Here is a 26,387-nt window from a genome sequence, read left to right as displayed (position 1 = left end):
ACCTTCAAGAGCGTCGAGCTATGGGTGTCCAGACTAACGCGTCGGCCGGTGGAACCTGGCAGGCGTCAGCCACGAACTATTCGGCGAAGTTTGCTCACCCGATCGGCGATCTCCCGCTCGTTGCCGTGCGCGGTGGGCTGGTAATAGTCGACACCCACCAGATCGTCCGGTGGATACTGTTGCCGCAGAACACCATCACGTGTGTCGTGCGGGTACTTGTATCCGACTGCGTTGCCCAATTGCTCGGCGCCCTTGTAGTGCCCGTCACGCAGGTGCGGCGGTACCAGTCCGGATTTTCCGGCGGCCACGTCGGCCATGGCCGCGCCGAGTGCGGCGATGACCGCACCCGATTTGGGAGCCGTCGCCAGATGAATGGTGGCCTGTGCCAGCGCCAGACGAGCCTCCGGCATACCGATCAGCTGCACTGCCTGCGCCGCGGCGGTGGCAGTCTGCAGCGCCATCGGATCAGCCATGCCGATGTCTTCGCTGGCGTGAACCACCAGACGCCGTGCGATGAAGCGAGGGTCTTCGCCCGCGGTCAGCATCCGTGCGAGGTAGTGCAGGGCGGCGTCGACGTCTGATCCACGAATGCTCTTGATGAATGCACTGATGACGTCGTAGTGCTGATCTCCGGCACGGTCGTACCGAACCGCGGCCTTGTCGACACTGGCCTCGACGGTCGCGAGGTCGAGCACCACCGGGCCCGAAGCGTCACCGGCCGTGTCCAGTGCAGCTCCGGCGGCAGCCTCGAGTGCCGTCAGGGCTCGGCGGGCGTCGCCGGCCGCCAGACGAACGAGGTGTTCCATCGCGTCGTCGTCGATCGTGATCGCTCCGCCGAACCCGCGTTCGTCGGCGACAGCGCGCTCGAGCAGTTCCTGGACATCCGCAGCGGTGAGCGATTGCAGTTGCAGGACCAACGAGCGCGACAACAGAGCGGAGACGACCGAGAACGACGGGTTCTCGGTGGTCGCGCCGACCAAGAGCACGATGCGGTTCTCGACCGCGGCGAGCAAGGCGTCCTGCTGGGTCTTGGAGAAGCGATGAACTTCGTCGATGAACAAGACGGTTTGTTCGCCGTTCAGCAGGCGGCGGCGCGCGAGTTCGATGACACCGCGGACTTCTTTGACTCCGGCGGACAGAGCCGACAGAGCCTCGAACCGGCGGCCGGTAGCACCCGAGATCAACGATGCGAGCGTGGTCTTGCCGGTGCCGGGAGGTCCGTACAGAAGTACCGATGCGGCGCCGGACCCCTCGACCATTCTGCGGAGTGGCGCGCCGGGCCCGAGTAAGTGCTGTTGGCCGACAACTTCACCAAGAGTGAGCGGACGCATGCGGACAGCCAGAGGAGCACCGGGCGGCACCGAGGACAGGGCGCGCTCGGCTACAGACACGACATCTGGTTCGTCGACGATCGCGGATTCCTCCGGAGTTGCCTCGAACAGGCCGTCTTCCGCCACCACGCCGTCTTTCGCCCCCACACTGTCTTCCGCTTGCCAATCGCTCACGAATCGACGCTACTAGAGACCACCGACGCCCGACACAATCCGCTGTTCCGCCAGCCCTCACCCAGTCGTGAATCCGCATTGGATAGCGTTGTCGCCATGAGCACCTCCGAGATCGCCACCGTCCTCGCGTGGCACGATGCACTCAACTCCCAAGACGTCGACACTCTGCTGCAGTTGTCGAGTGACGACATCGAGGTAGGCGGCCCCAAGGGCGCGAGCCAGGGACTCGCTGCCCTGCGCGAGTGGGCCACCAACGCCGGCATCACGCTCGTCCCCGGAAAGATGTACGTCCACCACGGCGTGGTCGTCGTCGAACAGAGCGCAACGTGGGCGGCCGAACCGGACAAGTCCGCGACCCTGGCCTCTGCTTTCCGAGTCGTGGCCGACCAGGTGACGTCGACGTTCCGGCATCCCGATCTGGCGACGGCGCTCGCGGCGACGGACCTGTCCGAGAACGATCTGGTCTCCGACAACTGAGCGGACTCGACCGAGAAAGGGCGCTCGTGCTTCGTGCACGGGCGCCCTTCTGTGTGTGATAGGTCAGGGCCTCAGCTGAACTCGGTCCGCAGCGCCGCCACGACGTCGCGGGCGTGTGCCTCGACGGCGTCGTTGCCGGCGAGCTGAGCCGAGCGTGCGAGCCTGGCCCAGCGTCCGACCAGTGCGTCGGCGCGTGGAATCGAGAGATAATGTTCGCGGACGGCGGCGATACGCGAATGATCCTCGGGCAGGTACAGATAGGTACTGAGCCAGACCCAGATGAGTTGGGCCTCGACGATCCTGCGCCCCAATTCGGCCTCGTCGGCCAGGGCGGGCCACATCCCCACCACCTCGGCCCGCCAGGCATCGACCATCGCCGACGCCCGCTCTTCGGTCAGGTCGATGTTGCACAGGCAACCGGGGAAAGACACCAACGCGTAGGTGATGTCGAGGAGGGCATCGCGGTAGCCACCCCACTCGTAGTCGAGGAACTGCACGCCGTCGTCGTTGACGATGATGTTGTCGGGGCACAGGTCCGACGGACTGAAGGCACGGAACCGGCCACCGCTGAACAGTGTCTGCGCATGCTGAACCTGCTCGAGAATGTCCGAACTCACATCGATGCCGAGACTTTCCACCAGCATCGCGGGAACACCGGCCACGGCACGTCCCACCTGATCCGCCACTTCGTCGGAACAATGCGCAACCTCGGCTCGACGCAGAAGCGCGGTGAAGTCGTCCTCACGGCCGACGGTCGCGGCGTGCATGCGTCCCATTGCCTGAGCCATGGCCATCAACGTGTAAGTGACGGTGTCCGGGTCGGAGTCTTCGAGTCGGACGCTGATTGCGGTGGCGTCGCCGAGATCACTCAGGATCAGGAGGCGAGCATCGAGGTCGGACGCCAACAGTTCGGCGCCGGGGCGCGCGTCCTTGGCAAGCGCGTTGGCGAACTGATAAGACACCGCTTCACGAAGGAATGCGGTCTCGACGTCGAAGTCACCTTCGGACGCGGCCGGGAGCGCAATCGCTGTTTTGGTAGCTCCCTGGAAGTTGTCGCGGACCTGCTTGATCACCAAAGTTCGGGGCAGGGAGAACGGGTTCTCGGCGACGCGAACGCGCAGCACGACGGTGCGGCCACTCCCCCCGAGATCTACGGGATCCACCAGGGTTACGGGTGCCCCTGTGCGGCGTGTCAGCAACTGCTCAGCAGCTGCGACGACTTCGGAAACGGGGTCTGCCAGTAATGCGGTCATCACCGACCAACTTACCCGTTAGTGACTCCGATCATGCCCAGCTCGTCCGCTCGCAGCGGAGAATTCAAGGCCTCACAGCATCAGAAATTGCCGACTACCTGCGGTGATGACAAAAGTCCCCAATCGCCACACCGGCACACAGTTCTCTCGAGAATTTTGCTGTCGGTGAGCAGAACTCCGAACCGGCGACGTCATGGAGTTTTGTCCTCGTCGACAAATCGAGAAATGCCTTTCAACGCTGCTTCGAATTCCTCGTCGGCCCGGGTTCTGAGCCAGAGAACAAGCACGCAGGCAGTGACGATCCCAAGCAGGTTGACAGCCAGTTGCAGAGACGACAACCCGGCGATCCGCCATTCTCCGTTTGCTGCCGCAACCACCGCGAAACCGGCGGCAGGAACCGTGGTGACAGAGATGAACACCCCGACCAAGGCAGCGGACTTCGACGAGACGAGTGCCAGCATCCCAGCCGCACCGGCAAGAAGCGCGACGACAAACGAAATGGGCCCGACCTTGTATACGAAATCGACCTCGTGGAGTGACTCGAGACTGACGACGTCCATCCATCCGAAGAACTTCACCACGAACGTTGCGGCAAGCGTCACGCCCATCGCGATGGGGAATCCGACGGCAAGCGCGAGAATCGAACGTCGACGCAACCGTCGATCTCGCCGTACGAGTGCGACTGCCAAAGCAGCCAGCGGACCGAACTCCGGACCGACGACCATGGCGCCGACGATCGTGATCTGAGAGTCGGTGACGACGCCGATCGCGGCCAGCAGACACGCAATGGTCAGGAACGCGACGAACAATCCGTTGAGAGTCGACTCTTCGCGAGTGCGGGACAGCAATTCCTCCCACACGACGGAATCCGCGGGATCACCAGGCACGTCACGCTCGGCTTTGCGCGCCGACGCCGACAACACCGTCTCGACCGGTACGAGCGTCATTCCGCCGTCCTCGGCGACGCCGAGTTCGTTCAGGGCATCGACGACGTCGTTTGCCGCCTCACGGGCGACGTCGGCCTCCACCATGTCGCCGGCAGGATGAACCGCGACGTCGCGCATCACGACGATGTGTGTCGCGCCCCGCTGCGACGCGAGCGCACCGAGAACTTGCTCGGTGCGCTCGGTCGGGCAGATCACCCGCAAATGCAGCATGGCGATCCGGTGTCGGCTCTACTTGGCTTCGCCGGTGTCGCCTTCGGACTTCTTGTCCTCTGACTTCTTCTCGGGCTTCGCGTCGATACCCGATTCCTTGCGCTGCTGAGCCGAGATCGGTGCCGGAGCATCCGTCAGCGGGTCGACGCCGCCGCCGGACTTCGGGAACGCGATGACCTCACGGATGGAATCCATGCCGGCGAGGAGCGCGGTGATGCGGTCCCAGCCGAATGCGATTCCGCCGTGCGGCGGCGCACCGAAGGCGAAGGCGTCGAGGAGGAAGCCGAACTGCTCCTGAGCCTCGTCCTCGGAGATACCCATCACCTTGAACACTCGTTCCTGAATGTCCTTGCGGTGGATACGAATACTGCCGCCGCCGATCTCGTTGCCGTTGCAGACGATGTCGTACGCGTAGGCGAGAGCGGAATCCGGATCGGTGTCGAACGTGTCGAAGAACTCCGGCTTCGGCGACGTGAACGCGTGGTGCACGGCGGTCCACGCGGAGTGGCCGAGAGCGACGTCACCGGATGCAGTGGCGTCGGCGGTCGGCTCGAACATCGGAGCGTCGACGATCCACACGAAGGCCCACGCGTCAGGATCGATGAGGTCCTTCTTGCGGGCGATCTCACCACGGGCAGCGCCGAGGAGGGCGCGCATCGGCTTCGTTGCACCAGCTGCGAAGAAGACGCAGTCTCCCGGCTGAGCTCCGACGTGGGCGGCCAGGCCCTCACGCTCGGCGTCGGTCAGGTTCTTGGCAACAGGTCCACCGAGAGTGCCGTCTTCACCGACCAACACGTACGCCAGACCCTTGGCCCCACGCTGCTTGGCCCATTCCTGCCAGGCGTCGAGTTGCTTGCGCGGCTGGCTTGCACCGCCTGGCATCACGACGGCGCCGACGTACTCCGCCTGGAACACGCGGAACGTCGTGTCCTTGAAGAAGTCCATGCACTCGACGAGTTCGATGTCGAAACGCAGGTCCGGCTTGTCGCTGCCGTAACGACGCATTGCCTCGGTGTAGGTCATGCGGTCGATCGGCGTCTTGATCTCGTGGCCGACGAGCTTCCAGAGCGCCGTCAGGATTTCCTCGGCGAGCAGGATGATGTCGTCCTGGTTGACGAAAGCCATCTCGATGTCGAGCTGAGTGAACTCGGGCTGGCGATCGGCGCGGAAATCCTCGTCGCGGTAGCAACGTGCGATCTGGTAGTAGCGCTCGATGCCGCCGACCATGAGGAGCTGCTTGAACAGCTGCGGGCTCTGCGGCAGTGCGTAGAAGCTACCGGGCTGAAGGCGCGACGGCACCAGGAAGTCACGGGCACCCTCGGGCGTCGAGCGCGTGAGCGTCGGAGTCTCGACCTCGACGAACTCGTGATGCGCGAGAACGCCGCGCGCTGCAGCACTTACCTTGGAGCGCAAGCGAATTGCGGAGCCGGGGCCTTCACGACGCAGGTCGAGGTAGCGGTACTTGAGGCGCGCTTCTTCGCCGACCTGATCGTCGAGCTGGAACGGCAGCGGTGCGCTTTCGTTGAGAACCTCGAGTTCTGTGGCGTTGACCTCGATCGCTCCGGTGGGGATCTCGAAGTTCTGGTTGCCCTCGGGGCGAACCTCGACCGTTCCGGTCACGCGAACGCAGTATTCCGCGCGCAGACGGTGCGCCTGCTCGGCCACGTCACCTGCCCGGAAAACTACCTGCGCAACTCCGGATGCATCACGGAGATCGATGAAGATCACTCCGCCGTGATCACGACGCCTGGCTACCCAACCGGTGAGCGTTACGGTCTGCTCTGCCTGCTCGGGTCGCAATGAACCGGCGAGATGTGTGCGCAGCACGGGATTCCTTTCGAACTACTTCCAATAACCGACGACCGACTACTTTGCCTGCGATCCTACGGAGCGAACTGCACAGAGCGGAAACGCGGACCCGCATCGCATGCGAAGCTATCTCCAGAAGTGACGGCAAGCACTTGTTCACGACAGCAGAAAGCGGACATAGATGACCTTCAACGAGGGGGCCCGCGGCGAAGCGGGACGCGTTCAGGTTCAAGGCGGCGGGGGTGGCGGTGGCCGCGGCGGCAAAATCGCGATCGGCGGTGGCGCGGGCGGCATTATCGTTCTGATCCTGGCGCTGTTGTTCGGCGGTGACCCCGGCTCACTCCTGGGTACGTCTACCGAGACTTCGAGTTCGTCGACCGGACTGTCGTCGGTCGACGAGTGCACCGGCGCTCAGGCAAACGCCGATGTGAACTGCCGCGTCACACTGACCGTCGGAAGCCTCGACGACGTTTGGGAACAGCAGTTGGTCAAGCAGACCGGCACGGCGTACGTGCGACCCGAAGTCATTCTGTTCAGCGGTTCGGTCAACACCGGTTGCGGCCAGGCGTCTAGTGACGTCGGTCCGTTCTACTGCCCGGCCGACCAGACTGCGTACTTCGACACGAGTTTCTTCCAACTACTCGTCGACCGTTTCGGTTCCAGCGCCGGACCGCTCGCACAGGAGTACGTGGTCGCGCACGAGTTCGGACATCACATCCAGAATCAGCTCGGCGACATCGGCCGCGCGCAGGCCGACCCGCAGGGTGAGCAGTCGGGTGCGGTTCGCACCGAACTCCAGGCCGATTGCTACGCAGGCGTCTGGGCACATTTTGCGGACACGATTCCCGATCAGGCGACCGGTCAACCGTTCCTGAAGCCCTTGTCAAAAGACGACATTCGCGACGCGTTGTCCGCCGCCTCGTCGGTGGGCGACGACCGTATCCAAAAGTCCACGACCGGTCGGGTCAACCCTGAAGGTTGGACACACGGCTCCTCCGCACAGCGTCAGGCGTGGTTCATGACCGGATACCAGACCGGCCAGATTTCGTCGTGTGACACGTACTCGGCGCGGGATCTGAACAACCCGCCCGACCTCAAGCGATAGCGAATCTCCGAAACCATCCCACCGACAATTTTTTCTGTCTTGACAGATTTAGTTGTCGGTGGGATGGTTTTCTCATGTTGGACGTAGCAGTCATCGATCGCCCCGGAGCTGCCGAGGCGTCGCTCGATCCGATTCGGCAACGGATTCTGGCCGAATTGGCGGTGCCGGGATCGGCATCCTCGCTGGCGCCCCGGATCGGGCTGACACGCCAGAAGGTGAACTACCACCTGCGCACTCTCGAAGACCACGGACTTGTCGAGCTCGTCGAGGAACGCAAGCGCGGCAACATGACCGAGCGAATCATGCAGGCCAGTGCCGCGTCGTACGTCATATCCCCTGCCGCCATGTCGGCGCTCGCCCCGGACCCGGGCCGGTTCCCCGATCAACTCTCGGCGCGCTGGCTCGTCAGTCTCGCAGCGCGGATCGTCCGAGAGGTCGGCGAACTGATCGCCGGAGCAACTGCAGCCGGAAAACCGTTGGCGTCCTTTGCCATCGACAGCGACATCACCTTTGCCACGGCGGCCGACCGTGCCGCCTTCGCCGGCGAACTCGGCGAGTCGATCAACTCACTCGTCGCCAAGTATCACGACGGCAATTCCGAAGGCGGACGCAAACACCGCCTCGTTGTCGCCCTGCATCCCAGCCTCACCACACCCCAAACCATCACAACCCAAGCGATCGACGCGCCCGAAACGGAGAAGTAGCAATGTCCGAGAAATTCGAAATCCGCCGCGAGGTGGTCGTCCCAGGAACCCCCGAGCAGATCTGGGCCGCCATCTCGGCCGAAACGGCCGGCTGGATGTTCCCCTCCCCTCTCGAGATCCCCGCCGACGGCAGCCGCCCGGACAGCCCGATCATCGCGACCTGGGAGCCACCCCGCGAACTCGCCATCCACATGCAAGGCCCCGACGGCTGGTTCAACAACCTCGAATACGTCGTCGAGGCCCGCGACGAGAGCACCGCCGTTGTCCGCTACGTCCACGCCGGAGTGTTTGCCGATGACTGGGACAACCAGTACGACGGCGCGAGCAAGCACACGGACTTCTACCTGCACAGTCTCGGCCAGTACGTGCGGTACTTCGCCGGCAGGCCCACCACCTATGTCTCGGCTGAAGGCCCGGAATCCTCTTCCGCGCCGCAAGCGATGGGAACGCTTCGCAGCGCCCTCGGAATCACCTCGGGCGCCGCTGTCGGTGACTCCGCGTCGGTGGAAGTCCCCGGAATCGGAACCGTCGACGCGATTGTCGACTACATCAACGACTGGTTCATCGGCTTGCGCACCCAGGACGCATTGCTGCGGTTCTACGGCCGAAATGCTTTCGGCGGCACCGTCGACGCGGCCCATCACCTCTTCGCAGAGGGTGCTGACGGTGGATCAGCAACGGCAGCGTGGCAGGGCTGGCTCGACGGCGCGTTCGCCTGAGTCGTCACACTCCCCGCTCTGCTGACACGCGACCGTCGTCGATCGCGGTCAGCAGAGCGGCGTGATCGCGAGCATTGCGCTTGGCGTAGGCAGCCGCGAACTCCCCGATCGCGAAATCGAATTCGGTTCCGTCACCGAGATATTCGGCGATCGCTATCCGATCGGACGAGCGAGCGTGTGCGTAGGCAAGGACCCTGGCGCACAGGCGCCCGTAGAGTTCCAGCCCCTGCGGCACCATCTCTTCGATGACTGCCGACCCTTTACCGTCACGCAGTTGACGAATGTAGAAATCGTGCTCACCCTCGTCGAGCCCCGGCCCTCGTTCCCAGCCGAGAAAGATGTCGCTTGTCGCTTGCATCAAGCGTTGCCCGTTGACGACGCGTTCCCCTTCGTTCTTGAAGGTCGGACCATCGACGTAGCCGGACAATACCGAGGGTTGAGCTTCCTTGACCTGCAGGATCAACGGATCGTCGTCGTCGACTCCTTTCATGAGGATCATCCATGCGCGTGTTCCGACGCTCCCGACACCGACAACCTTCCGCGCAATGTGCGTCATCTCGAAGCTTTCGAGCAACACCCGACGGTCCCACTGCAGCGTGCTCCGATACGACCGAACGCGCTGACGTAGCAACTCCTCGATCTGCGTGAGATCGGTCCCTGCGAACAACTCGTTTGCGGGCACGATCAGCGGCGGATCACTGATGAATTGCCGCCGGCCGTCGACGATTTCGGTGAACTTGCCTGCCGCCTGCACACTGTCGCGGCGACGAGCCTTGTCCAGCGTCGCTTGTGTGCGAGCAAGCATGCGCTTCTTCAGGTCGATCTGGAGAGCCTCGAGCCCGTCCTCGGGTGCGATGTGCGAGTACCAGACTGCAAGATTTCCCAATCCTGCCTGGGTGATCATGGTTTCCCGATACTCGGCCGCGCATCCGCGAACGATCTTCTTCCGCTCCTTGCCCGAAAATCCGTTGTCCTTTGCGGCGATCACCAAACTTGCGGCCAGTCGTTTCACGTCCCATTCGAACGGTCCCGGGTACGTTTCGTCGAAGTCGTTGATGTCGAACGCGAGCTTTCGCTCGGGCGTCGCATAGATACCGAAGTTGCTCAGGTGCGCGTCGCCGCAGAGTTGGCTGGCAAGACCCGAATCCGGACTGCGTGACAAATCGTCGGCCATCACCAGAGCAGCGCCGCGGAAGAACGAGAACCGCGATGCCGACATCCGCCCGTATCGGATGGGCACCAGGTCCTGTACCCGCGACTTCGCCTGCAATTCGAGCAGTGATATCGGATCACGGTCACTCTCTGCCAGATCCGCGAGCGCGGCCAATGGCGTATCTCTACGCGCCTGACGGCCGCGCGCCCGCCTTTCGTCGACCGTGAGATGCTCGGTACGCACTGCTGTCATCTGCCCGACCTTTCACTCGCAACGGCTATCGCTACGAACTCGACGCGTCGGGCGTCGTGCGGCCTCCTGATCCGCGCGCTGCGCGTACCAGGAGTTCCGGACTTGACACCAACGCCTTGCGCCACGGAAGTACCCCGTCGATCTCAATCTGAATCGACAGGCTCAGCACGGTCCTAATAAGAACGATCATGCCCAGAACTGCGGCGTCTGTCAGCGACGGCGACGACGTCACCGTCTTCACCAGATCAGCGGCGACAAGGATCTCGAGGCCGAGAAGGATGACCGCGCCCATGGTCTCGCGCAGAGTACGAAACGCCGAACTACCGTCCCGCGTTCGACTCCATGCGCGCCCCGCGATCACGAATGCGAACACGAACCCGAGAACCATGGCGACAACACCGAGTACCTCGAACCATTCGGTGACCAGCTCGAAGAACCTGATTTTGTCCATGGTCATGATTCTCGAGGTAATGCACCGATAAGTCGAGGTGACACGACGGCGTCAGCTGAAGATCCGCTCGATGTCGTCGAGTCGCAGCTCGGTCGCGCGGGGAGAATAGCCCGAGCCCCACAGGCTGTCGTCGACGTAATGGACGTTCCCCGAGCGGACAGCGGGAAGACGCTCCCAGAGCGGGTTCATCGCCAACTGCGCGCGGACGTCCTGCTGGTCCTGGAATGCGCCCACGATGATCACGTCGCTGGTCACCTGATCGAGTTGCTCCGCTGTGAGTGTGCGCGTGAACTCCTCCGATGTAGCTCGTTCGCCGGGGAAACCGAGGGCGTCGAGAAGAGCGTCGACCTGGTTGTAGACGACACCGTTCTCGCCGGTGCGGAGGAGGGTCACCGACGGCAACGAACCGAGGGCGGAGAGTCGATCCTTGATTGCCAGGAGGCGGTCTTCCGTTCGCGCGTTCAATTCGGCCGCCGCGTCTTCGCGTCGGACCGCGACGCCCATCGAGGTGACCAATTTCTTCATCTCGTCCCACGTGAGGTACCCGTTGAAGCCGGCGAATACTGGAACACCAGTCGCGGAGAGTTCGTCGTAGGACTTTGCCGCATAAGCATTTCCGGCGGTCAGGAGCATGACGATCAGATCCGGCGACGCGCCGATGATCGCTTCCTTGTTCCACGTCCCCGCCGTGCCGAGGTTCGGGATGTTCGCAGCCTCCGGCATCGTGCGCAACACCGCGTCACCGCTCACACCCTCGAGACCGAAGAAGCCGCCGACGATCTTCTCCGGCGGCACACCGAGGTCGAGCACCGTCGCCATGGCGCTGACATGGGCGATGACCATTCGCTGCGGATCCGAAGGGATCTCGACACTGCCCGTCTCGTCCTGCACCGTGACGAGACCGCCTGACTCCAAGCCATTTTCGTCACTGCTGCACGCTGCCAGCAAGGTCGCGGCCGCGGCACCGAGCCCGGCGCCGAGGAAACCCCTGCGCGTCAGCGCATCGACGATGCGTTTCCACTGCTCCTCTGTATCGAGTGTGGTGTTATCGAGTGCGGGCGCCAGGCAGATCGAGTTCGGCACAGTTCGGTCCATTCGTTCGAGCGGTCGAGAATCACCTCGATTGTGGCTATCGAACCGTCGAAACTGAACAGGATTTCGAGCCGACAACTATCGCTGTCCGGTCACACCTTCTTGACGACGCTCGACTTCAATTGCATCGGTCCGATGCCGTCGACCTTGCAGTCGATGTCGTGGTCACCAACACCCTGAACAAGGCGGATGTTGCGAACTTTCGTACCTGACTTGATGCCGGTCGGACTGCCCTTCACCTTGAGCGTCTTGACGACCGTCACCGTGTCGCCGTCCGCAAGAATGTTGCCTACGGCATCTTTCACTACACCCAGGTCCTCGCCGGCACTATCGGTCGGCGCCCACTCGTGCGCGCAGGACGGGCAGACCATCAACGCGCCCATCTCGTAGGTGTATTCGCCGGCGCATTCAGGGCAAGGGGGCAAGGTGTCTTCCACGCGGTTCATCCTATCCACCAGGCACCCGATCCCCATTTTTGCATTTCATGAGGCATTCTTGGGCGAAATATTGCATTCGATGAAACTTTGCACTCTGTGCAATTATGGATGAAATGGGAACCGAAACTCTCGGATTGCGCGAACGAAAACGAATTGCGACGAGGCAGCTGATCGAGCACACCGCCGTCGAACTCGTTCTCGACCTGGGCTATGACGAAGTGACCGTCGAGAAAATCTGCGAAGCCTGCAATCTGTCGACCCGCACGTTCTTCAACTACTTCCCCACCAAGGACGCAGCGATCGGTGGGCTCATGCTCGTCGTGCCAAGTGAGACGACCATGCTCACGCTCATCGGCGAGCACCCGGACGATCCGCTGCGCGGCGCTCTCGCGGTATTCGAGGCGGCGATGCAAATCGTCGACGAGCGACCCGATCTGCTCGCGCATCGACGCGAATTGTTCGAGCGTCATCCCACGCTGTTGCAACAACATCTGGCCACCTTCCACGATCTTGAAGACACGCTCACCCGGATCCTCACGCGGGAGTTGTCGAACAGAACCGAGTATCGCCGCCTGCACTCGGACACAGCCGCTGCCGACGAAGCCACAGCAACGGTCATCACCGCAGGCGCCGCGATGCGTTACGTCTTCCGAAAATGGCAGAACAGTGAACGGGCAAGCCCCAGAACAGATTTGCTCGATCCGGCACTACTCCTGATGGCTCGAATACTGAGGTCCGAGAGCTGATCCACACTCTCGCACCCGCCGTCACTCAACTAAGGAACTACATGTCCACTCGAGAAGCTGCGACCGTCGAGCCCGACGGCACGCATACCGACACCGAGGCCTCGCCGGACAAACGGTCGATCATCCTCGTTTTTGTCGGGCTGATGATCACGATGCTTCTGGCTTCGCTCGACCAGATGATCTTCAGTACCGCTTTGCCCACCATCGTGGGCGAATTGAACGGCGTCAACCACATGGTCTGGGTGACGACGGCATACATCCTCGCCTCGACCGTCATGATGCCGGTGTACGGAAAACTCGGTGACCTGATCGGCCGCAAGGGCCTCTTCATCGGCGCCATCAGCATTTTCATCGTCGGTTCGGTGATCGGCGGTCTGTCCCACGACATGACCACACTCATCGCTGGTCGAGCCGTGCAGGGACTCGGCGGCGGCGGATTGATCCTGCTGTCCCAGGCGATCATCGCCGACGTCGTCCCCGCCAGGCAACGCGGCCGGTACATGGGTGCGATGGGCGGGGTGTTCGCACTGGCTTCGGTTGCCGGTCCCCTACTCGGCGGCTGGTTCACCGAGGGCATCGGTTGGCGTTGGGCCTTCTGGATCAACATCCCCCTAGGCCTACTCGCCATCGCGAGCGCGATGGCATTTCTGCACCTGCGGAAGCCGAACCTCGGCAAGCCTCGCATCGACTATCTGGGCATGGTTCTCGTCGCGACGGCAGCGACGTGTCTGATCCTGTTCACGACCTGGGGTGGAAACACCTACGCCTGGGGATCGGCCGTCATCATCGGGTTGATCGTCGGCTGCGTCGTGACGGCAGTGGCTTTTGTCTTCGTCGAGAAGCGTGCCGACGAACCGGTGATTCCGATGCACCTGTTCGCTCAGCGCAACTTCGTGTTGACCACCGTCGCCGGCCTGATCATCGGAATCGCCATGTTCGGTGCGCTCGCCTACCTGCCGACCTACATCCAAATGGTGACAGGCAAGAACGCCACCGAAGCTGGATTGATGATGATTCCCATGATGGCGGGCCTGCTCGTCGCCTCCATCGGGTCCGGCCAGCTGGTCAGCAAGACCGGCCGCTACAAGATCTTCCCCATCGTCGGAACATCCATCGTCGCTGTTGCTCTGGTCCTGCTCTCACGTCTGACGCCGTCGACCTCACTGCTGGTCTTCGGTTGCTACATCGCACTCATGGGTATCGGACTCGGCCTCGTCATGCAGATCTTGATCTTGATCGTGCAGAACACCTTCCCCGCGGCCGAAGTGGGAACGGCCACCGCGTCGAACAACTTCTTCCGCCAGATCGGTGCGTCGTTGGGCAGCGCGATCGTGGGCAGCCTGTTCGCCTCGCGTCTGACCAATCTCCTGGCCGAGCGACTCCCGGCGAATGGCGGCGCGGTCGGTGGTGACGAGAACTCCTTGACCCCGGGAATCCTCTGGAAGTTGCCGAGCCAGGTTCGCGAGATCATCGTCGGTGCATACAACGACGCGCTGGCGCCGATCTTCCTGTACCTCGTCCCCTTGGTCATCGCGGCGGTCGTGTTGTTGCTCTTCGTCAAGGAGAAGCCACTCGCGACGACGATCGATCGCTCGGCGCCCCCGCTCGAGTAATTGACTATCGTGGCGTGATGTCGCACCCACCGAATACGCCCAGACGCACTCTCGCTGTTCTGGGCGTATTCGGCGTTGCGGTGGTCGTAGTTGTCGCCGGCGCACTGTGGTGGTTCGCGCGCGGCGACGACGCTCTTGCCGGCGAGAATCTCGATTCGTTCCCGGCCGTCGACCACAGCATTCTCAGCGCTCAGCAGAGTGCGCTACTGGGCGTCCTCGAGCAGGAGTGGGAGTCAGGGAGTCCCGGCACCAAATACGCCGAGGGTGTCGAAGAATCGTGGTGTGCCGATTTCGTGAGCTGGTCGATGAACCAGATCGGCACGCCGTTCTCGAACCCCAACTCAGGGTCGTGGCGCATCCCCGGGGTGTACACGCTGCAGGAGTATTACGAGTCCGTCGACGCGTTTGTCCCCTACGGTCAGGACTACCAACCCAAGGTCGGCGACACGATCCTGTACGGCGACTCGAGCCCCTTCGGCCAACACGTCAACGTCGTTCTGGTCAACGACGCCGGCACTCTGACGACCGTCGGCGGCAACGAGAACAACAAGGTCATGCTCCATCGCATCGTCCCGTCGGAAGTCCCGGGGATCGTCGGGTTCGGCGTCATCTGAGCCCGAGCCCCACCGTCGTTGCTTGATGGTTCCTGCGATGTGCAGAGGTGAGGCTACAGATTGGGGGTTGCCGTTGGATGGCACTTGCTATCAACCAATATTCTGATAATTCCGTGTTTCCGTCATTGACAGACATTAGACATCTGTGAAGAAATTTCCCTGCCAACTAGATTCGCATCCAGCTGTCCCCCCACCCAGAACAGGAATTCGATGCGCCCTGGTGAGCTCTCCACTCTCGAGCAGATACAACTCATGGCCCGCGCGGCTGCTGCGCAGGCCATGAGTGCTCCGTCGATGCTCCGACTGCGGCTCGGCCGCTACCCCACTCGCACACCCGAGCTGCGCAAACGCCCACTCCCCGACACCAAGCTGTGCAGCGAAGCGCTCGATCACGCCAGAGGAACCCTGTCCCCCGCGGTCTTGAACCACAGCCTGCGCTGCTGGATCTGGGCCGACGCCTTCGCGCAGATCGATGCGATCGAGTACGACCCCGAAGATCTCTTCACTGCGTGCGCCCTTCACGATGTCGGACTGGGCGCAGAAGGATCGGCCGAGCAGGGGTGTTTCACCTACATCAGTGCCGCAGACGCAGAAGAACTCGCGACCAGAGTGGGAACTTCGGAGAGGTCGGTACAGCGAATCGGCGAAGCGATCCGCCTGCACATGGATCTGACCGTCGACCGCGGCGCGGGCGCTGACGCCTACCTACTGCATGCCGCAGCGCATTTCGACGTTGCCGGTCGGCGTGCGCCCGAAATTCCGCGAGCAACTGTTGATGCAACAATCGCGGAGTACCCGCGAACAGGGTTCACCGACGAGTTCGCGCAGTCGATGCGGCGCGAGGTCGAGCTCCGTCCTCACTCTCGCGCGGCGACGCTCTGGAGATCGGGAATGGCCTTGCCGTTGCGTACCAATCCCCTGGATTGGAAGAGCCGGTAACTACGAAAAGTCCTCGAGCACTGCGGTTCGTGATCCTCCGACGTTCCCGGTATTCACCACGCCCACGGGTTCGATCAACATCACCTCCGCTTCGTCCTCGGCGATCGGGCAATGTTCGACTCCGCGAGGCACAACGAACAATTCACCGGGCCCCAGCGAAACATCTCCGTCGCGCAGTTGGATTCGAATCTGCCCCTTCGTCACCAGGAACATTTCGTCGGTGTCGGTGTGGGAGTGCCAGACGAATTCACCTTTGATCTTGACGATCTTGATCTCGTAATCATTGAGGGCCGCAATCTTCTTGGGCGACCAGTGCTCGGTGAACTGACCGAACTTCTCGCGGAGCGATACCGCTGTTGCCGAACTGTTCATGTTGTTCCTCCCTCGGGCGCGCCACCACCGCGATGACGACCCCGCCACTCTTCGTCACCCGAGGCAGCTGCGTCTTGTACGTTTCTGACATGGATCCCCGCGGCGCACAGATCACCGCGTGGGCACCGAGCCTCGCGGGAATCACCGAGGTCTTCCATGCCGATTTCGTCGGACACGCCTATCCCAAACACACGCACGATCAGTGGTCCCTGATGCTCGTCGACCGCGGCACGATTGCATACGACCTCGATCATCGCGCTCATGGCGCAGCACCAGAGATCGTGACTCTGTTGCCGCCAGGCATCGCACACGACGGAGTTCCGGTCACCGAGGCCGGATTTCGTCAACGAATCCTCTACCTCGACACGTCAGTTCTCGGCGAGGTCCTCATAGGCCCGGCGGTGGACAGCCCCGAGATTCGAGACCCTCTGCTGCGCCACCGCATTGATCAACTGCACTCTGCACTCGGCCCACACGGCGAATCACTCGAAGCCGAAAGTCGCCTGGGGTTCCTCGCTGAAAGATTGAACGAGATCCTCACACCGGCCACAGGTCGATCCCTTCACACGCCGACCGTTGACGAACGCGTTGCCGATCAACTTCGGGACCTGCTCGATGCGCGACTCACAACAGGAATCACGATGCGGGAAGCGTCGAACATCCTGCAACGGAACCCCACGTATCTGATCAAGAACTTCGCGAAGCATTTCGGGCTTCCGCCTCACAAGTACGTGACGGGACGTCGAATCGATCTGGCGCGACGCGCAATCCTCGCCGGGCGCGAATTGGCGGACGTGGCCGTCGACGTCGGATTCCACGATCAATCCCACCTGTCGCGGCACTTCGTCAAGCATGTCGGGGCGCCGCCCGGCAAATACTCACTGAACGTGGCCAGTGGAGCGCGCTAGTCGCAGCACCTGGCACCGGTTTCGTCGAGCAGACACTGGTTCCGGTCAGCTGGAGTCTGTGTCCACTGAATAAAAACGGTGTCAGGTCCCAACGATCAAGCAGCCGTCTCGAGGTCGACCAGGAGGAAGTCCTCGCGCCGCGGCCCGTATTCACGATCGGTCAGCTGATACGAGCGCAACGCACGAGGTGCACGGGCCAACTCGTAGAACCGCTCGGAGCCAGGCACGAATTGCCTCGTAGCCCAACCCCAGTTCGGGCCGTGCGGAAACTTCGGGTCGGGCAGCATGTCGGACTCCATCGACATGAGCCGCAGGCGCCGAACTACCCCGGTCGTGGCGGCATCCGCGCCGAAGTCTATCCACGCCTGACGCGCGTTTGGGTCGTCACGAGGAGTTCCGGCAAGTAGGTGCAATGCACCCGCGACTTCGGCAACCGCCCACCGGCGCGGGTTGTCGGCATTCCAGGAGAGTCCCCACCGGACGGTCTCCCCCAATTCTGGAGGAACAAACCACCGAAAACGCAGACCGTCGATGACTACCGGCGTGATCATCGTGTCGAGGTTCGCCGACGCACCGACCATTCGACCGGCTCGGCCGCATCGTCGAGCCCGAGAACCACGCGAGCTGCATTGCGCCCTTGATCGAACAGGGACTGGCGAACCGTTGTCAGGCCGGCGTCCGATGCGGCTGTTGTGTCGTCCCATCCGACGACTGCGACATCGTCGGGCAGCGCGAGGCCGAGTTCACGGATCGCGTCCAGAACCCCCAGAGCCAGTTCGTCACTCATCGCCAAGATGACATCGGGCCTTCGGCTCTCGGGAACGTCGAGCAGGGACCGAGCCATTCGCGCACCCTCGCTCCGCTCGTTGACGGTGACCACCCCCACCCGCACCGAGGACCAATCGAGGCCCGCATCGCGGACGGCACGCTCGTAGCCCTCGAGCCGATGGCGGGACACCGGAAAGAACGCTTCACCTGGATCCACGTCCATCCGAATCTCGGACCGACGCTCACGATCCCACGGAAGGCTGATCACCGCGGGCCGCTGCGCCCCCGACAACCCGACTGCCCCGATCGCAACGGCGCCGGCAACATCGTCCATCCCGACGAGATCCACACCCTCGTGCAACGGACCACCCTGGATGCATGCGGGTTTTCCGGTGCCGACAATCGCGTCGAGGATGGGATCGTCGAAGACGGTGGTCCAGACGACAAAACCGTCTACTGCCGCCTCGCGAACTCTGTCGACGTCTCCCGGTTTCCCCGAGTTCGGCAGCATCATCAGCCCGGCGTTCGCATCCAGGCACGCTTCGGCGACTCCCGAGAGGAATCGCCGAGCTACTGCGTCTTCGAAGGCGTACGTCAGCTTCTCGCTGAAGACGACCGCGATGTTGTTGAATTTCCCGCTCCGCAAGGACTGCGCCGCCCGGTTCGGGCCCGCGTACTCGAGCTCTTCGGCGGCGGCGAACACCTTGGCCCGCGTTGATTCAGACACGCGCTCGGGCTGCGCGAAGGAGTACGACACCGACATCACCGACACGCCTGCGGCCTTGGCGACGTCGGCCATCGTCGGACGACTCGAACGCTGCGCACGTATGGCCATGAGCATCAGCATAGCGAATGAAAAATATCCATTGCGCAGGCGTGTATCGATACATGTATCGTTACACAACATGAGTGCTCGACTGCCGAAGGCAACCACGCTACGGCTGATGACACTGGCCGGAGCAGCCTTCGCCTACGTGACGGCCGAAATGCTCCCCGTCGGACTGCTCAGCGAAATCTCGACGGACCTCGACGTCACCGAAGGGCGTGTCGGCCTACTGCTGACCTTCTACGCATACGGTGTCGCGGTCTTGACGCTTCCGCTGATCGGAGCGGTCAAAACCTGGCCGCGACGACGCGTCGTCGTTCTGACGGTGGCCACCCTCGCGGTGTCGCAACTGGTCGCAGCATTGGCCGTCAACTATCCGATGCTGGTGATCGGACGATTGCTCTGCGCTGCGACGCACGGAGTGTTCTGGGCTGTCGTTGCACCGGTCGCAGCCACTCTGGTTCCGCGCGGACAACAGGGCAAGGCAATCGCGATGGTGTATGCCGGTACGTCTCTCGCATTTGTTCTCGGAGGTCCCCTGTCTTCGGCGATCGGCCAGTCCTGGGGTTGGCGGACCGCGTCGGCGGCAATCGGTGTGGTGGCAGTGGGCATTGCTTTCTCACTGCATCGTGCGTTGCCAGAAATGCCGGTCGATCAACACCATCGGAGTAAGCCAGACAAACCGAAGCCGACACCGGCGATGAAACGGGCACTCGCCGTCATCTGCGCGGCAACGCTGTTTGCCGCCCTGGGGCAATTCGCTTCGTACACGTTCTTCACACTTCTGGTGGAGGAAAGCCTCGGCTCGTCCGGTGGCATCCGTACCGCGATGCTTCTGGTCTACGGCGCCGCCGGCGCCGTCGGAGTGTGGGTCGCCGGCAAGTACTACGACCGCCGACCGCGTCTCTTCACGCTCATCTCGATCGCGACAGTGGCAGGCGCGCTGGCCATGTTCTGGCTCTTGGCGCCGTCGATGGGAGCGTTCGCAGTTGTCGCCACGATCTTGTGGGGTGCGGCGTTCACCACCGTTCCGATCTGCCTCCAGTCCTCGGTTCTGCGCGCCGTTCCGATCGGGACCGACCGTGCCTCGGCCATCTACGTCGTCGTGTTCCAGATCGCGATTGCAACGGGCGCTCTGCTCGGTGCGGCCGTCGTCGACAGTGGCGGGCTCTCACATCTGGCGGGCATCGGGGTCGCTCTGATGATCGCTTCGTTGGCGATAGTCGGGTTCGGCCGACGCGCGTTTCCCCAGGAACCGGAACGGTCTACTCACTCCCCCACCGACGCGCCGGCCGGACTCTCGTCGTAGATCAGGGTGTATCGCCAGAACAGTCGTCTCCTGATCCGGCTACCTGGCAAATACAACGCGGCCGCGCGTCGGACGTCAGCCATCGACTCACCCGGTTCCGCGGTGGGAGCTGTCATCGCCTTCAGCGGCTCGGAGGCAACCCGTCGATGCTTGACGACGCCGACGACGGGATTGCACACGGTCGCCAACACCGACAGGAGTGCGTCGGTGGCTGTGGTCGATCGATAACACCCGACCACGACGAGCCGCCCGCCCGGTTCGAGCAGGCTACTCAGCTGCTTCATCGATTCTTCGAGTGGAAGATGATGCAACGCTGCGACGACTGTGATCGCGTCGTACTTCGCCTCGGATGCAAAGTCCTCGATCCGCTGCGCGTCGATGATCACGTTCCCGTCGTCGACAAACCTTGCGCGCACGGCGGCCGAGGTTGTCAGGTCGGGTTCCACACCGACCACCACGTCGAACCGCCGACGCAAGAGGTCGATCAGATTGCCGGTCCCGCTCCCCACGTCGAGAGCGCGACCGGACCTGACCCCGCTCAGATTACGTAGAACCCACCGGCCATAGTGATCGTTGTGACTCCACGGATGGCGTCGATTGAAACCGTCCAAGCGAGCAATCACACCCATACCCGACGGTATCAATCCGAGCCCGCGCACCGGCCGTCACAACCGCGGGTCGACCGGCTCCGATTCGAGAGCCAGCACCGCGAACACGGCCTGGTGCGCTCGCCACAAAGGTTCACGGTCGACGAGCCTGGATACCGCCTCCATGCCGAGCGCGTACTCGCGCAGCGCCATCGACTGCTTGTGTCCGAGGTTGCGGTTACGCAATCTCGCAAGCGTCGACGGTTCGAGGTAGTCGGCACCGTAGATCAATCGCAGGTAATCCCGGCCGCGGACCTTGATCCCCGGCTGAACCTTCGCGTTGTACCCCCGCGGTCCGTGAATCTGATTCGCCAGCGGTTTGACGACCATCCCCTCACCACCGTCGCCGGTGAGCGACTCCCACCACTTCGTCGCTTCGAACACCGAGTCCTCGGAACCGAGATCGACCACCAGGCGACGTGTAGTGGTAAATCGACTCGGGTCGGCCGCGGCCAGGCGGTCCAAAATACCGAGGTGCCATTCGTGATCCCGTTCCCCGTACGACTGGCCCTCGGCCGCCAGAATCTGGAACGGCGCGATGGTGACGCCGTCCAGTCCGTTCGTCGGCCACACGTACCGTCGGTACGCCTCGCCGAAGCGCTCGATACTGGCGGCCCGAACAGTTGTCTGTTCGAACATCTCCGCCACGTCCAGGCCCCGCGACCCGGCCCGCGCCAACACGGCCTCGCGAGCTGTGAGGTCTGATCGCCCGGCCGCCGCGACCGACGCGTACTGCGAGCGCAGCAGACCTTCCGCTTTGACGTTCCACGGCAACAGTTCGCAGTCGAGGAGCAGCCAGTCGGTGCCCAGCTCTTCCCACAACCCAGCGGAGGTGACTGCGGCGGCGATGTCGTCGATCAACTGCTGAGTCAGGTCGTCGTCGAAGAACTGGCGGCCGGTGCGGGTGTGCACCATCCCGGTGAGCGCATCCGGTGCGTCGAAGCGGGACTGAGCAACCGATCGATCACGGCACACGAGCACCACTGCCCGCGAACCCATGTGCTTCTCTTCGCAGATCACTGTTCCGATTCCGCCGGCCCGGTATGCGTCGAACGCGGTCGACGGGTGTTCCAGATAGTCATCGGATTGGGCGCTCGCGCAAGGCGCCATGGTCGGCGGTAGGTACCGCAGCCATTGCGGCGCGACCGCGAATCGGCTCATCACTTCCAAGGCGCCGGCAGCGTTGTCGGTGCGAACGGACACTCGACCGCGCAGTTCGGTGTCGACGCCGGTCGTTTCGAGGACGTCGGCGAGATCGAGCACGTCCGGATCACGAGTCGGCGGTGCCAGCGGTACCACCGGCTCGTACCAAACCTGCTCCGCCGGAACCGACACGATCTCTCGTTCCGGGTATCGAAGGGCGGTGAGGGATCCACCGAAGACGCACCCGGTGTCGAGGCACGCGGTGTTGTTGATCCATTCCACCTCGTGCACCGGCGTGTGACCGTAGAGGACCATCGCTGATCCTCGGTAGTCCTGCGCCCACGGGTATCGAACGGGTAAGCCGAATTCGTCCGTCTCACCGGTAGTTTCACCGTAGAGCGCAAAGCTCCGGACTCGACCGGATGCCCTGTTGTGGTAATCCTCCTTGAGACCGGCGTGCGCGACAACGAGTTTGCCGTCGTCCAGGACGAGGTGCGCGACGAGGCCGTCACAGAAGTCGACGACGCTTTCGCGGAACTCCGCCGACTCGGTGGCCATCTGCTCGAGGGTCTCGGCGAGTCCGTGACTGGCCGTGACCTTCTTACCGCGCAAGGCCTTGACGAGTTTGTTCTCGTGGTTACCCGGAACCGCTATCGCATGTCCCGCCGCGACCATCCCCATGACCAGACGCAGCACACCGACCGAATCCGGTCCTCGATCCACGTAGTCACCGAGAAAGACGGCAGTTCGCCCTTCCGGCGGCACCGCATCGACAGCTCTGCCGTCCGTCCCGTAGTCGACGGTGTAGCCGAGTTTCACGAGGAGCGTCTCGAGCTCGCTTCGACATCCGTGGATGTCACCGATGACGTCGAACGGACCACGCTCGACACGCAGATCGCTGCGGAGCGGGTGGCGTAAGAATGTGGCTTCGGAAACCGCGTCCTCACCTGTGAGGATGTGAACCGAACGGAAACCTTCCTTACCCAGCCCGCGGAGCGAGCGAGTCAGCTGTTGGTGCTGGCGGCGAATCACGTCGCGTCCGAACGTCCGGTCAGAGCGTGCGTCGTTTCGTGCAGAACAGACCGATTCCGGAACATCGAGCACGACTGCCACCGGCAGTATGTCGTGCTCGCGAGCCAACGCGACGAGTCGCTTGCGCGCGGCGGGCTGGACGTTGGTCGCGTCGACCACCGTGAGGCGTCCGCGTCGCAAACGCTTGGCCGCGACGAACTCCAGCACTTCGAAAGCATCGGACGTCGACTCCTGTGAGTTCGGATCATCACTGACCCACCCTCTGAATGTGTCACTCGAGAGAGTTTCGAACTCACTGAAGTGACGCGCCGCGAAGGTCGACTTTCCCGAGCCACTGACGCCGATGAGTACTACCAGGGCGAGATCTGGAATCTCGTACACCGTCATGACGTTCGTGCCTCCTTCGTGAAAATTGCCATCTGTGTCGGTCCGCCAAGGACCGGATCAATTGCTCCGACAAGTTCGAACTCCACGCAATAGCCGTGGACTCGGGCCGTTTCGGTTGCCCAGTCGCGGAATTGGGTTCGGGAGAACTCGAACCTGTGATCGGGGTGCCTGAACTCTCCCGCGGCCAATGCCGGATACAGCACGTTGTAGTCGGCATTCGGAGTAGTCAGCAGCACATACTGCGGTGCTGCGTCCACGAAGACCGATCTGACCAGCGCCGGCAGGCGCGCCGTATCGACGTGCTCGACCACCTCCATCAGCACGGCCGCGTCGAAGCCTTTCAAGCGTGCGTCGCGGTACGTCGCAGACGACTGCATCAGAGAGACACGATCACGTTGGGCGTCGGACATTTCGGTGAACTTCAATCTGCGTTGCGCCCGTGTCAGTTCGCGCGCGCTCACATCGACGCCGACAAGTTTGTCGAATTGAGCGTGCGGCATCAGCGCCTCGATCAGTTTGCCTTCGCCGCAACCGATGTCGACAATCGTTCTGACGTGCAGTCGCTGAAGCGTCGCCAAAACTGCGTCGACGCGAAGCCGTGCCAGCGGCGGATCCGGTCGCGGTACTTCGATCTGCGCCTCTGCTTGTTCGGGAATCAGTCGATCGACCACCGATTCGACCAGGTCGCGTCGACGCGCCAGGTAGCGGGACATGATCAGCGCGGAATCCGGATGCGACGCCAACCACTCTCCAGCGACGCGGATCAACTTGTCTGCCTCGTCGGGTCCCACCCAGTAGTGCTTCACGTCGTCGAGGACCGGCAACAGCACGTAGAGGTGCCGAAGGGCACTCTGCACCGTGTGTTCCCCGGTGAGCGTCAACGACACGAAGTCGGAGTTTCCCCACGTCGGCAGGTGCGGATCAAGCTGCACCGGTATCGCGGTCACATCCCAGCCCAGCGGCTCGAACAACCGACGAGGCAATTCCGCATCGCCGCCGCACGGAACCACCGGAATCGAGACGGTCAACGCGAGTTCGGTTCCGACGAGTTCCGGGTGCGACTTGCACGTTCCCGTCAACGCGGTGCGAAACAGCTTCGACAGAGCAACCGAGAGTATGGACGACGCCGCATACGGCCGATCGTTGACATACTCACCCAGCGAAAAGTTGTCGCCACTCTTGCCGCGTCGATACCTACTCTGCACAAGTTCGATGGGGTCGACGTCCACAATCACTGCCACCGTGGTCTTTTCGGCCGAGGCCTCCGGGTACAGAACCGTGGCGGTGCCGATCGCCAAGTCGAAGCTTTGCACGCGGTCGGGATGTTTGTGCAGCAGGTAGCTCAACGCGGTCGCATCAGGAGTCTGCGGGGTCGGGGTGGACGTCAGTGTGAGTAGCACCAGGCGAATGTAGCCCGGCAAACGTCCGGGGCGCCTCCGATTTACGCGCCCGCGGCCGTCAGAACAAAGTGAGAGCTGCTCCCGCACCCACCAGTTCCCGGGGCGCCTCACGCGGCTCACTGCCAGCTGCACTGACGTCTCGATGCTCCGAACGACCACCCAACCCATGGCGCTCGACCAATGGCTCGACACGGCTTGCGAGCCAACGCTTGTATTCGGGAGTGACATACGCGCCCCGCCCGTACAGCTCGCGGTAGCGACGGATGAGCGCCGGATGTTCCTGAGCAAGCCAATTCATGAACCAACCCCGAGTACTCCCCCGCAGGTGCATCGGGAAGACCGTCACACTCGTCGCACCGGCTTCGGACAGTGCCTCGAACAGCCCGTCGAGATGGCTGGTGGAATCGGTGAGGAACGGAATCACCGGCGCCACCATGACATTGCACGAGAATCCCGCGTCGGTGATGGCGCGGATCATCTCGAGACGCGCCCGCGGCGACGGGGTACCAGGCTCGATCTGCTTCTGAAGTGCAGCGTCGTTGATCGCCAACGACACTCCGATTCCGACGTCGACCTGCGCCGCCGCCATTTTCAACAGCGGCAGGTCCCGTCGGAGCAAAGTTCCCTTCGTCAAGATCGAGAAGGGAGTTCCCGATTCGGTCAACGCGCGAATAATGCCGGGCATCAAGCGGTATCGGCCCTCCGCTCGCTGATAGGGATCGGTGTTGGTACCCAGTGCCACCGCCTCCCGCTTCCAGGACTTTCGCGCCAACTCTTTGCGGAGCACCGCGGCAATGTTCGTCTTCACGACCACTTGGGAGTCGAAATCCGCGCCGGCGTCGAGGTCGAGATACTCGTGACTCGGTCTCGCGAAACAATATCGGCATGCGTGCGAGCAACCACGAAAAGCGTTGACGGTGAAGCTGAACGGCAATGTCGACTCTTCGGGCATCTTGTTGAGCGCGCTCTTGCAGAGCACCTCGTGAAACGTGATTCCCTCGAACTCGGGAGTCTGCACGGAGCGAACCAACCCGGCTCGTTCGAGTCCGGGTAGCGCTCCGTCATCTGCATCCAATGCCTGACCCGACCACCTCATGGTCCCAAGTCGAACACTTGTTCTAAGGTATGTCAAGATGGAGCGAATACCCGACCGTGCCTCACCACGGCCGGGAAGTTGTTGGCAGAATTCGGTGCATGTCGAACAGAATCAATATTTCGTCCGGTTCCGAATGGGAACCCAAGATCGGTTACTCACGCGCTGTGCGCATCGGTAACCAGATCGCAGTCTCCGGCACCACCGCTCCTGGTGAGACCCTCACAGATCAGACCCGCGCAGCGCTCGAAACGATCAAGGCGGCACTGGCCGAGGCCGGCGCCTCGCTCGACGACGTCATTCGCACTCGCATGTACCTGCGCGACATGACGCAGTGGGAGCAGGCCGCTCTCGCGCACGGTGAAGTGTTCGGCGAGATTCGTCCCGCCACGACGATCCTCGAGGTCAGCTCGCTGATCGACCCCGCTCTGCTCATCGAGATCGAGGCCGACGCGGTTCTCAGCTGATCGCCAATC

The 26,387-nt window shown here is 62.7% G+C and carries 26 protein-coding genes; 11 read left to right on the top strand and 15 right to left on the bottom strand.

The genetic code is table 11. The features are described 5' to 3' along the window. Positions 1-65: 65 nt before the first annotated feature. Positions 66-1,505 carry a replication-associated recombination protein A gene (locus GN300_RS25040; RefSeq protein WP_370852743.1) on the bottom strand — a complete coding sequence of 480 codons (1,440 nt, stop codon included), beginning with the start codon at positions 1,503-1,505 and terminating at the stop codon, positions 66-68. 96 nt (positions 1,506-1,601) lie between these two features. Between GN300_RS25040 and GN300_RS25035 the strand changes: the two genes are divergently transcribed. Then, complete coding sequence (locus GN300_RS25035) at positions 1,602-1,982, top strand: nuclear transport factor 2 family protein (protein WP_063316428.1); 381 nt, start codon at positions 1,602-1,604, stop codon at positions 1,980-1,982. A gap of 71 nt (positions 1,983-2,053) precedes the next feature. Here the strand turns inward: GN300_RS25035 and GN300_RS25030 are convergent, their stop codons facing one another. From GN300_RS25030 to aspS, 3 genes are all read right to left on the bottom strand, one after another. Beyond that, positions 2,054-3,235 (bottom strand): kinase, encoded by a 1,182-nt coding sequence (locus GN300_RS25030; protein WP_042448767.1) that lies wholly within the window; start codon positions 3,233-3,235, stop codon positions 2,054-2,056. A gap of 191 nt (positions 3,236-3,426) precedes the next feature. Next, positions 3,427-4,392 (bottom strand): DUF389 domain-containing protein, encoded by a 966-nt coding sequence (locus tag GN300_RS25025; protein WP_042448764.1) that lies wholly within the window; start codon positions 4,390-4,392, stop codon positions 3,427-3,429. 18 nt (positions 4,393-4,410) lie between these two features. Then, a complete protein-coding gene (gene aspS / locus GN300_RS25020; RefSeq protein WP_050656336.1) occupies positions 4,411-6,219 on the bottom strand; it encodes an aspartate--tRNA ligase in 1,809 nt (602 codons plus the stop codon). A gap of 163 nt (positions 6,220-6,382) precedes the next feature. On the opposite strand from aspS, the gene GN300_RS25015 reads away from it, so the two are divergent. The 3 genes from GN300_RS25015 to GN300_RS25005 all read left to right on the top strand — a co-directional run bounded on the left by GN300_RS25015 (position 6,383) and on the right by GN300_RS25005 (position 8,729). Continuing rightward, positions 6,383-7,306 (top strand): neutral zinc metallopeptidase, encoded by a 924-nt coding sequence (locus GN300_RS25015; protein ID WP_003945028.1) that lies wholly within the window; start codon positions 6,383-6,385, stop codon positions 7,304-7,306. 74 nt (positions 7,307-7,380) lie between these two features. Then, the gene (locus tag GN300_RS25010) at positions 7,381-8,010 is read left to right on the top strand and encodes a helix-turn-helix domain-containing protein (protein ID WP_007728048.1); all 630 of its coding nucleotides are present in this window, start codon (positions 7,381-7,383) and stop codon (positions 8,008-8,010) included. A 2-nt stretch (positions 8,011-8,012) separates the two neighbouring features. Then, on the top strand, positions 8,013-8,729 hold the full coding sequence (locus GN300_RS25005) for a hypothetical protein (protein ID WP_063316429.1): 717 nt from the start codon (positions 8,013-8,015) through the stop codon (positions 8,727-8,729). A gap of 4 nt (positions 8,730-8,733) precedes the next feature. On the opposite strand, the gene GN300_RS25000 is transcribed toward GN300_RS25005, so the two are convergent. The 4 genes from GN300_RS25000 to GN300_RS24985 form a co-directional block, all read right to left on the bottom strand. Further along, complete coding sequence (locus GN300_RS25000) at positions 8,734-10,134, bottom strand: DUF2252 domain-containing protein (RefSeq protein WP_007728051.1); 1,401 nt, start codon at positions 10,132-10,134, stop codon at positions 8,734-8,736. 31 nt (positions 10,135-10,165) lie between these two features. Beyond that, positions 10,166-10,585, bottom strand: coding sequence for a DUF1622 domain-containing protein (locus GN300_RS24995; protein ID WP_007728052.1), 420 nt, complete (start codon positions 10,583-10,585; stop codon positions 10,166-10,168). A gap of 51 nt (positions 10,586-10,636) precedes the next feature. After that, positions 10,637-11,680, bottom strand: a complete 1,044-nt coding sequence (locus GN300_RS24990) for an ABC transporter substrate-binding protein (protein WP_063316430.1) — start codon at positions 11,678-11,680, stop codon at positions 10,637-10,639. An 89-nt stretch (positions 11,681-11,769) separates the two neighbouring features. Continuing rightward, positions 11,770-12,123 carry a zinc ribbon domain-containing protein YjdM gene (locus GN300_RS24985; RefSeq protein ID WP_164490578.1) on the bottom strand — a complete coding sequence of 118 codons (354 nt, stop codon included), beginning with the start codon at positions 12,121-12,123 and terminating at the stop codon, positions 11,770-11,772. 104 nt (positions 12,124-12,227) lie between these two features. Between GN300_RS24985 and GN300_RS24980 the strand changes: the two genes are divergently transcribed. From GN300_RS24980 to GN300_RS24965, 4 genes are all read left to right on the top strand, one after another. Beyond that, entirely contained in the window at positions 12,228-12,860 is a 633-nt protein-coding gene (locus GN300_RS24980; protein ID WP_003944787.1) for a TetR/AcrR family transcriptional regulator, read from the top strand. A 41-nt stretch (positions 12,861-12,901) separates the two neighbouring features. Then, a complete protein-coding gene (locus tag GN300_RS24975) occupies positions 12,902-14,473 on the top strand; it encodes an MDR family MFS transporter (RefSeq protein ID WP_003944867.1) in 1,572 nt (523 codons plus the stop codon). 17 nt (positions 14,474-14,490) lie between these two features. Then, complete coding sequence (locus GN300_RS24970; RefSeq protein ID WP_063316431.1) at positions 14,491-15,087, top strand: CHAP domain-containing protein; 597 nt, start codon at positions 14,491-14,493, stop codon at positions 15,085-15,087. Between the two features lie 210 nt (positions 15,088-15,297). Then, on the top strand, positions 15,298-16,026 hold the full coding sequence (locus tag GN300_RS24965; RefSeq protein ID WP_063316432.1) for an HD domain-containing protein: 729 nt from the start codon (positions 15,298-15,300) through the stop codon (positions 16,024-16,026). On the opposite strand, the gene GN300_RS24960 is transcribed toward GN300_RS24965, so the two are convergent. Beyond that, a complete protein-coding gene (locus tag GN300_RS24960; protein WP_063316433.1) occupies positions 16,027-16,398 on the bottom strand; it encodes a cupin domain-containing protein in 372 nt (123 codons plus the stop codon). Positions 16,399-16,487: 89 nt separating this feature from the next. On the opposite strand from GN300_RS24960, the gene GN300_RS24955 reads away from it, so the two are divergent. Beyond that, positions 16,488-17,306, top strand: coding sequence for an AraC family transcriptional regulator (locus GN300_RS24955; protein ID WP_063316434.1), 819 nt, complete (start codon positions 16,488-16,490; stop codon positions 17,304-17,306). A 95-nt stretch (positions 17,307-17,401) separates the two neighbouring features. Here the strand turns inward: GN300_RS24955 and GN300_RS24950 are convergent, their stop codons facing one another. Both GN300_RS24950 and GN300_RS24945 read right to left on the bottom strand, forming a co-directional pair. Then, complete coding sequence (locus GN300_RS24950) at positions 17,402-17,857, bottom strand: hypothetical protein (protein ID WP_233405698.1); 456 nt, start codon at positions 17,855-17,857, stop codon at positions 17,402-17,404. Beyond that, a complete protein-coding gene (locus GN300_RS24945) occupies positions 17,854-18,909 on the bottom strand; it encodes a LacI family DNA-binding transcriptional regulator (protein ID WP_233405697.1) in 1,056 nt (351 codons plus the stop codon). The genes GN300_RS24950 and GN300_RS24945 overlap by 4 nt, the downstream gene beginning before the upstream one ends. A gap of 70 nt (positions 18,910-18,979) precedes the next feature. Between GN300_RS24945 and GN300_RS24940 the strand changes: the two genes are divergently transcribed. Then, positions 18,980-20,209, top strand: coding sequence for an MFS transporter (locus tag GN300_RS24940; protein WP_063316437.1), 1,230 nt, complete (start codon positions 18,980-18,982; stop codon positions 20,207-20,209). Here the strand turns inward: GN300_RS24940 and GN300_RS24935 are convergent. Genes GN300_RS24935 through GN300_RS24920 form a run of 4 tightly spaced genes read right to left on the bottom strand, consistent with a single transcriptional unit; the run spans position 20,170 to position 25,914 of the window. Continuing rightward, complete coding sequence (locus GN300_RS24935) at positions 20,170-20,838, bottom strand: bifunctional 2-polyprenyl-6-hydroxyphenol methylase/3-demethylubiquinol 3-O-methyltransferase UbiG (protein WP_007728073.1); 669 nt, start codon at positions 20,836-20,838, stop codon at positions 20,170-20,172. The two genes, GN300_RS24940 and GN300_RS24935, sit on opposite strands and share 40 nt — an antisense overlap. A 36-nt stretch (positions 20,839-20,874) precedes the next feature. Then, the gene (locus GN300_RS24930; RefSeq protein ID WP_063316438.1) at positions 20,875-23,418 is read right to left on the bottom strand and encodes a polynucleotide kinase-phosphatase; all 2,544 of its coding nucleotides are present in this window, start codon (positions 23,416-23,418) and stop codon (positions 20,875-20,877) included. Next, entirely contained in the window at positions 23,415-24,818 is a 1,404-nt protein-coding gene (locus tag GN300_RS24925; protein ID WP_374229196.1) for a 3' terminal RNA ribose 2'-O-methyltransferase Hen1, read from the bottom strand. Before GN300_RS24925 ends, GN300_RS24930 begins: the two co-directional genes overlap by 4 nt. Positions 24,819-24,876: 58 nt before the next feature. Beyond that, the gene (locus tag GN300_RS24920) at positions 24,877-25,914 is read right to left on the bottom strand and encodes an Rv2578c family radical SAM protein (RefSeq protein WP_003944842.1); all 1,038 of its coding nucleotides are present in this window, start codon (positions 25,912-25,914) and stop codon (positions 24,877-24,879) included. A 98-nt stretch (positions 25,915-26,012) separates the two neighbouring features. Between GN300_RS24920 and GN300_RS24915 the strand changes: the two genes are divergently transcribed. Further along, the gene (locus tag GN300_RS24915) at positions 26,013-26,378 is read left to right on the top strand and encodes a RidA family protein (protein ID WP_019748335.1); all 366 of its coding nucleotides are present in this window, start codon (positions 26,013-26,015) and stop codon (positions 26,376-26,378) included. Positions 26,379-26,387 lie beyond the last annotated feature (9 nt).

The sequence above is a fragment of the Rhodococcus sp. Ni2 genome, assembly GCF_021352185.1.
In the GTDB taxonomy this organism is placed as follows: Bacteria; Actinomycetota; Actinomycetes; order Mycobacteriales; family Mycobacteriaceae; genus Rhodococcus_F; species Rhodococcus_F qingshengii.
This window is presented reverse-complemented; position numbering and strand designations above follow the sequence as displayed.

Bases quoted from the DNA above. Each gene is read 5' to 3' on its own strand.
- GN300_RS24935 (WP_007728073.1), bottom strand. From the start codon at position 20,838: ATGGGTGTGATTGCTCGCTTGGACGGTTTCAATCGACGCCATCCGTGG.
- GN300_RS25000 (WP_007728051.1), bottom strand. From the start codon at position 10,134: ATGACAGCAGTGCGTACCGAGCATCTCACGGTCGACGAAAGGCGGGCG.
- GN300_RS24980 (WP_003944787.1), top strand. From the start codon at position 12,228: ATGGGAACCGAAACTCTCGGATTGCGCGAACGAAAACGAATTGCGACG.
- GN300_RS24940 (WP_063316437.1), top strand. From the start codon at position 18,980: ATGAGTGCTCGACTGCCGAAGGCAACCACGCTACGGCTGATGACACTG.
- GN300_RS24955 (WP_063316434.1), top strand. From the start codon at position 16,488: ATGGATCCCCGCGGCGCACAGATCACCGCGTGGGCACCGAGCCTCGCG.
- GN300_RS24965 (WP_063316432.1), top strand. From the start codon at position 15,298: ATGCGCCCTGGTGAGCTCTCCACTCTCGAGCAGATACAACTCATGGCC.
- GN300_RS25030 (WP_042448767.1), bottom strand. From the start codon at position 3,235: ATGACCGCATTACTGGCAGACCCCGTTTCCGAAGTCGTCGCAGCTGCT.
- GN300_RS25015 (WP_003945028.1), top strand. From the start codon at position 6,383: ATGACCTTCAACGAGGGGGCCCGCGGCGAAGCGGGACGCGTTCAGGTT.
- GN300_RS24975 (WP_003944867.1), top strand. From the start codon at position 12,902: ATGTCCACTCGAGAAGCTGCGACCGTCGAGCCCGACGGCACGCATACC.
- GN300_RS24990 (WP_063316430.1), bottom strand. From the start codon at position 11,680: ATGGACCGAACTGTGCCGAACTCGATCTGCCTGGCGCCCGCACTCGAT.
- GN300_RS25005 (WP_063316429.1), top strand. From the start codon at position 8,013: ATGTCCGAGAAATTCGAAATCCGCCGCGAGGTGGTCGTCCCAGGAACC.
- GN300_RS25035 (WP_063316428.1), top strand. From the start codon at position 1,602: ATGAGCACCTCCGAGATCGCCACCGTCCTCGCGTGGCACGATGCACTC.
- GN300_RS24920 (WP_003944842.1), bottom strand. From the start codon at position 25,914: ATGAGGTGGTCGGGTCAGGCATTGGATGCAGATGACGGAGCGCTACCC.
- GN300_RS24970 (WP_063316431.1), top strand. From the start codon at position 14,491: ATGTCGCACCCACCGAATACGCCCAGACGCACTCTCGCTGTTCTGGGC.
- GN300_RS24985 (WP_164490578.1), bottom strand. From the start codon at position 12,123: ATGAACCGCGTGGAAGACACCTTGCCCCCTTGCCCTGAATGCGCCGGC.
- GN300_RS24915 (WP_019748335.1), top strand. From the start codon at position 26,013: ATGTCGAACAGAATCAATATTTCGTCCGGTTCCGAATGGGAACCCAAG.
- GN300_RS25025 (WP_042448764.1), bottom strand. From the start codon at position 4,392: ATGCTGCATTTGCGGGTGATCTGCCCGACCGAGCGCACCGAGCAAGTT.
- GN300_RS24960 (WP_063316433.1), bottom strand. From the start codon at position 16,398: ATGAACAGTTCGGCAACAGCGGTATCGCTCCGCGAGAAGTTCGGTCAG.
- GN300_RS25010 (WP_007728048.1), top strand. From the start codon at position 7,381: ATGTTGGACGTAGCAGTCATCGATCGCCCCGGAGCTGCCGAGGCGTCG.
- GN300_RS24945 (WP_233405697.1), bottom strand. From the start codon at position 18,909: ATGGCCATACGTGCGCAGCGTTCGAGTCGTCCGACGATGGCCGACGTC.
- GN300_RS24995 (WP_007728052.1), bottom strand. From the start codon at position 10,585: ATGGACAAAATCAGGTTCTTCGAGCTGGTCACCGAATGGTTCGAGGTA.
- GN300_RS24950 (WP_233405698.1), bottom strand. From the start codon at position 17,857: ATGATCACGCCGGTAGTCATCGACGGTCTGCGTTTTCGGTGGTTTGTT.
- GN300_RS24930 (WP_063316438.1), bottom strand. From the start codon at position 23,418: ATGACGGTGTACGAGATTCCAGATCTCGCCCTGGTAGTACTCATCGGC.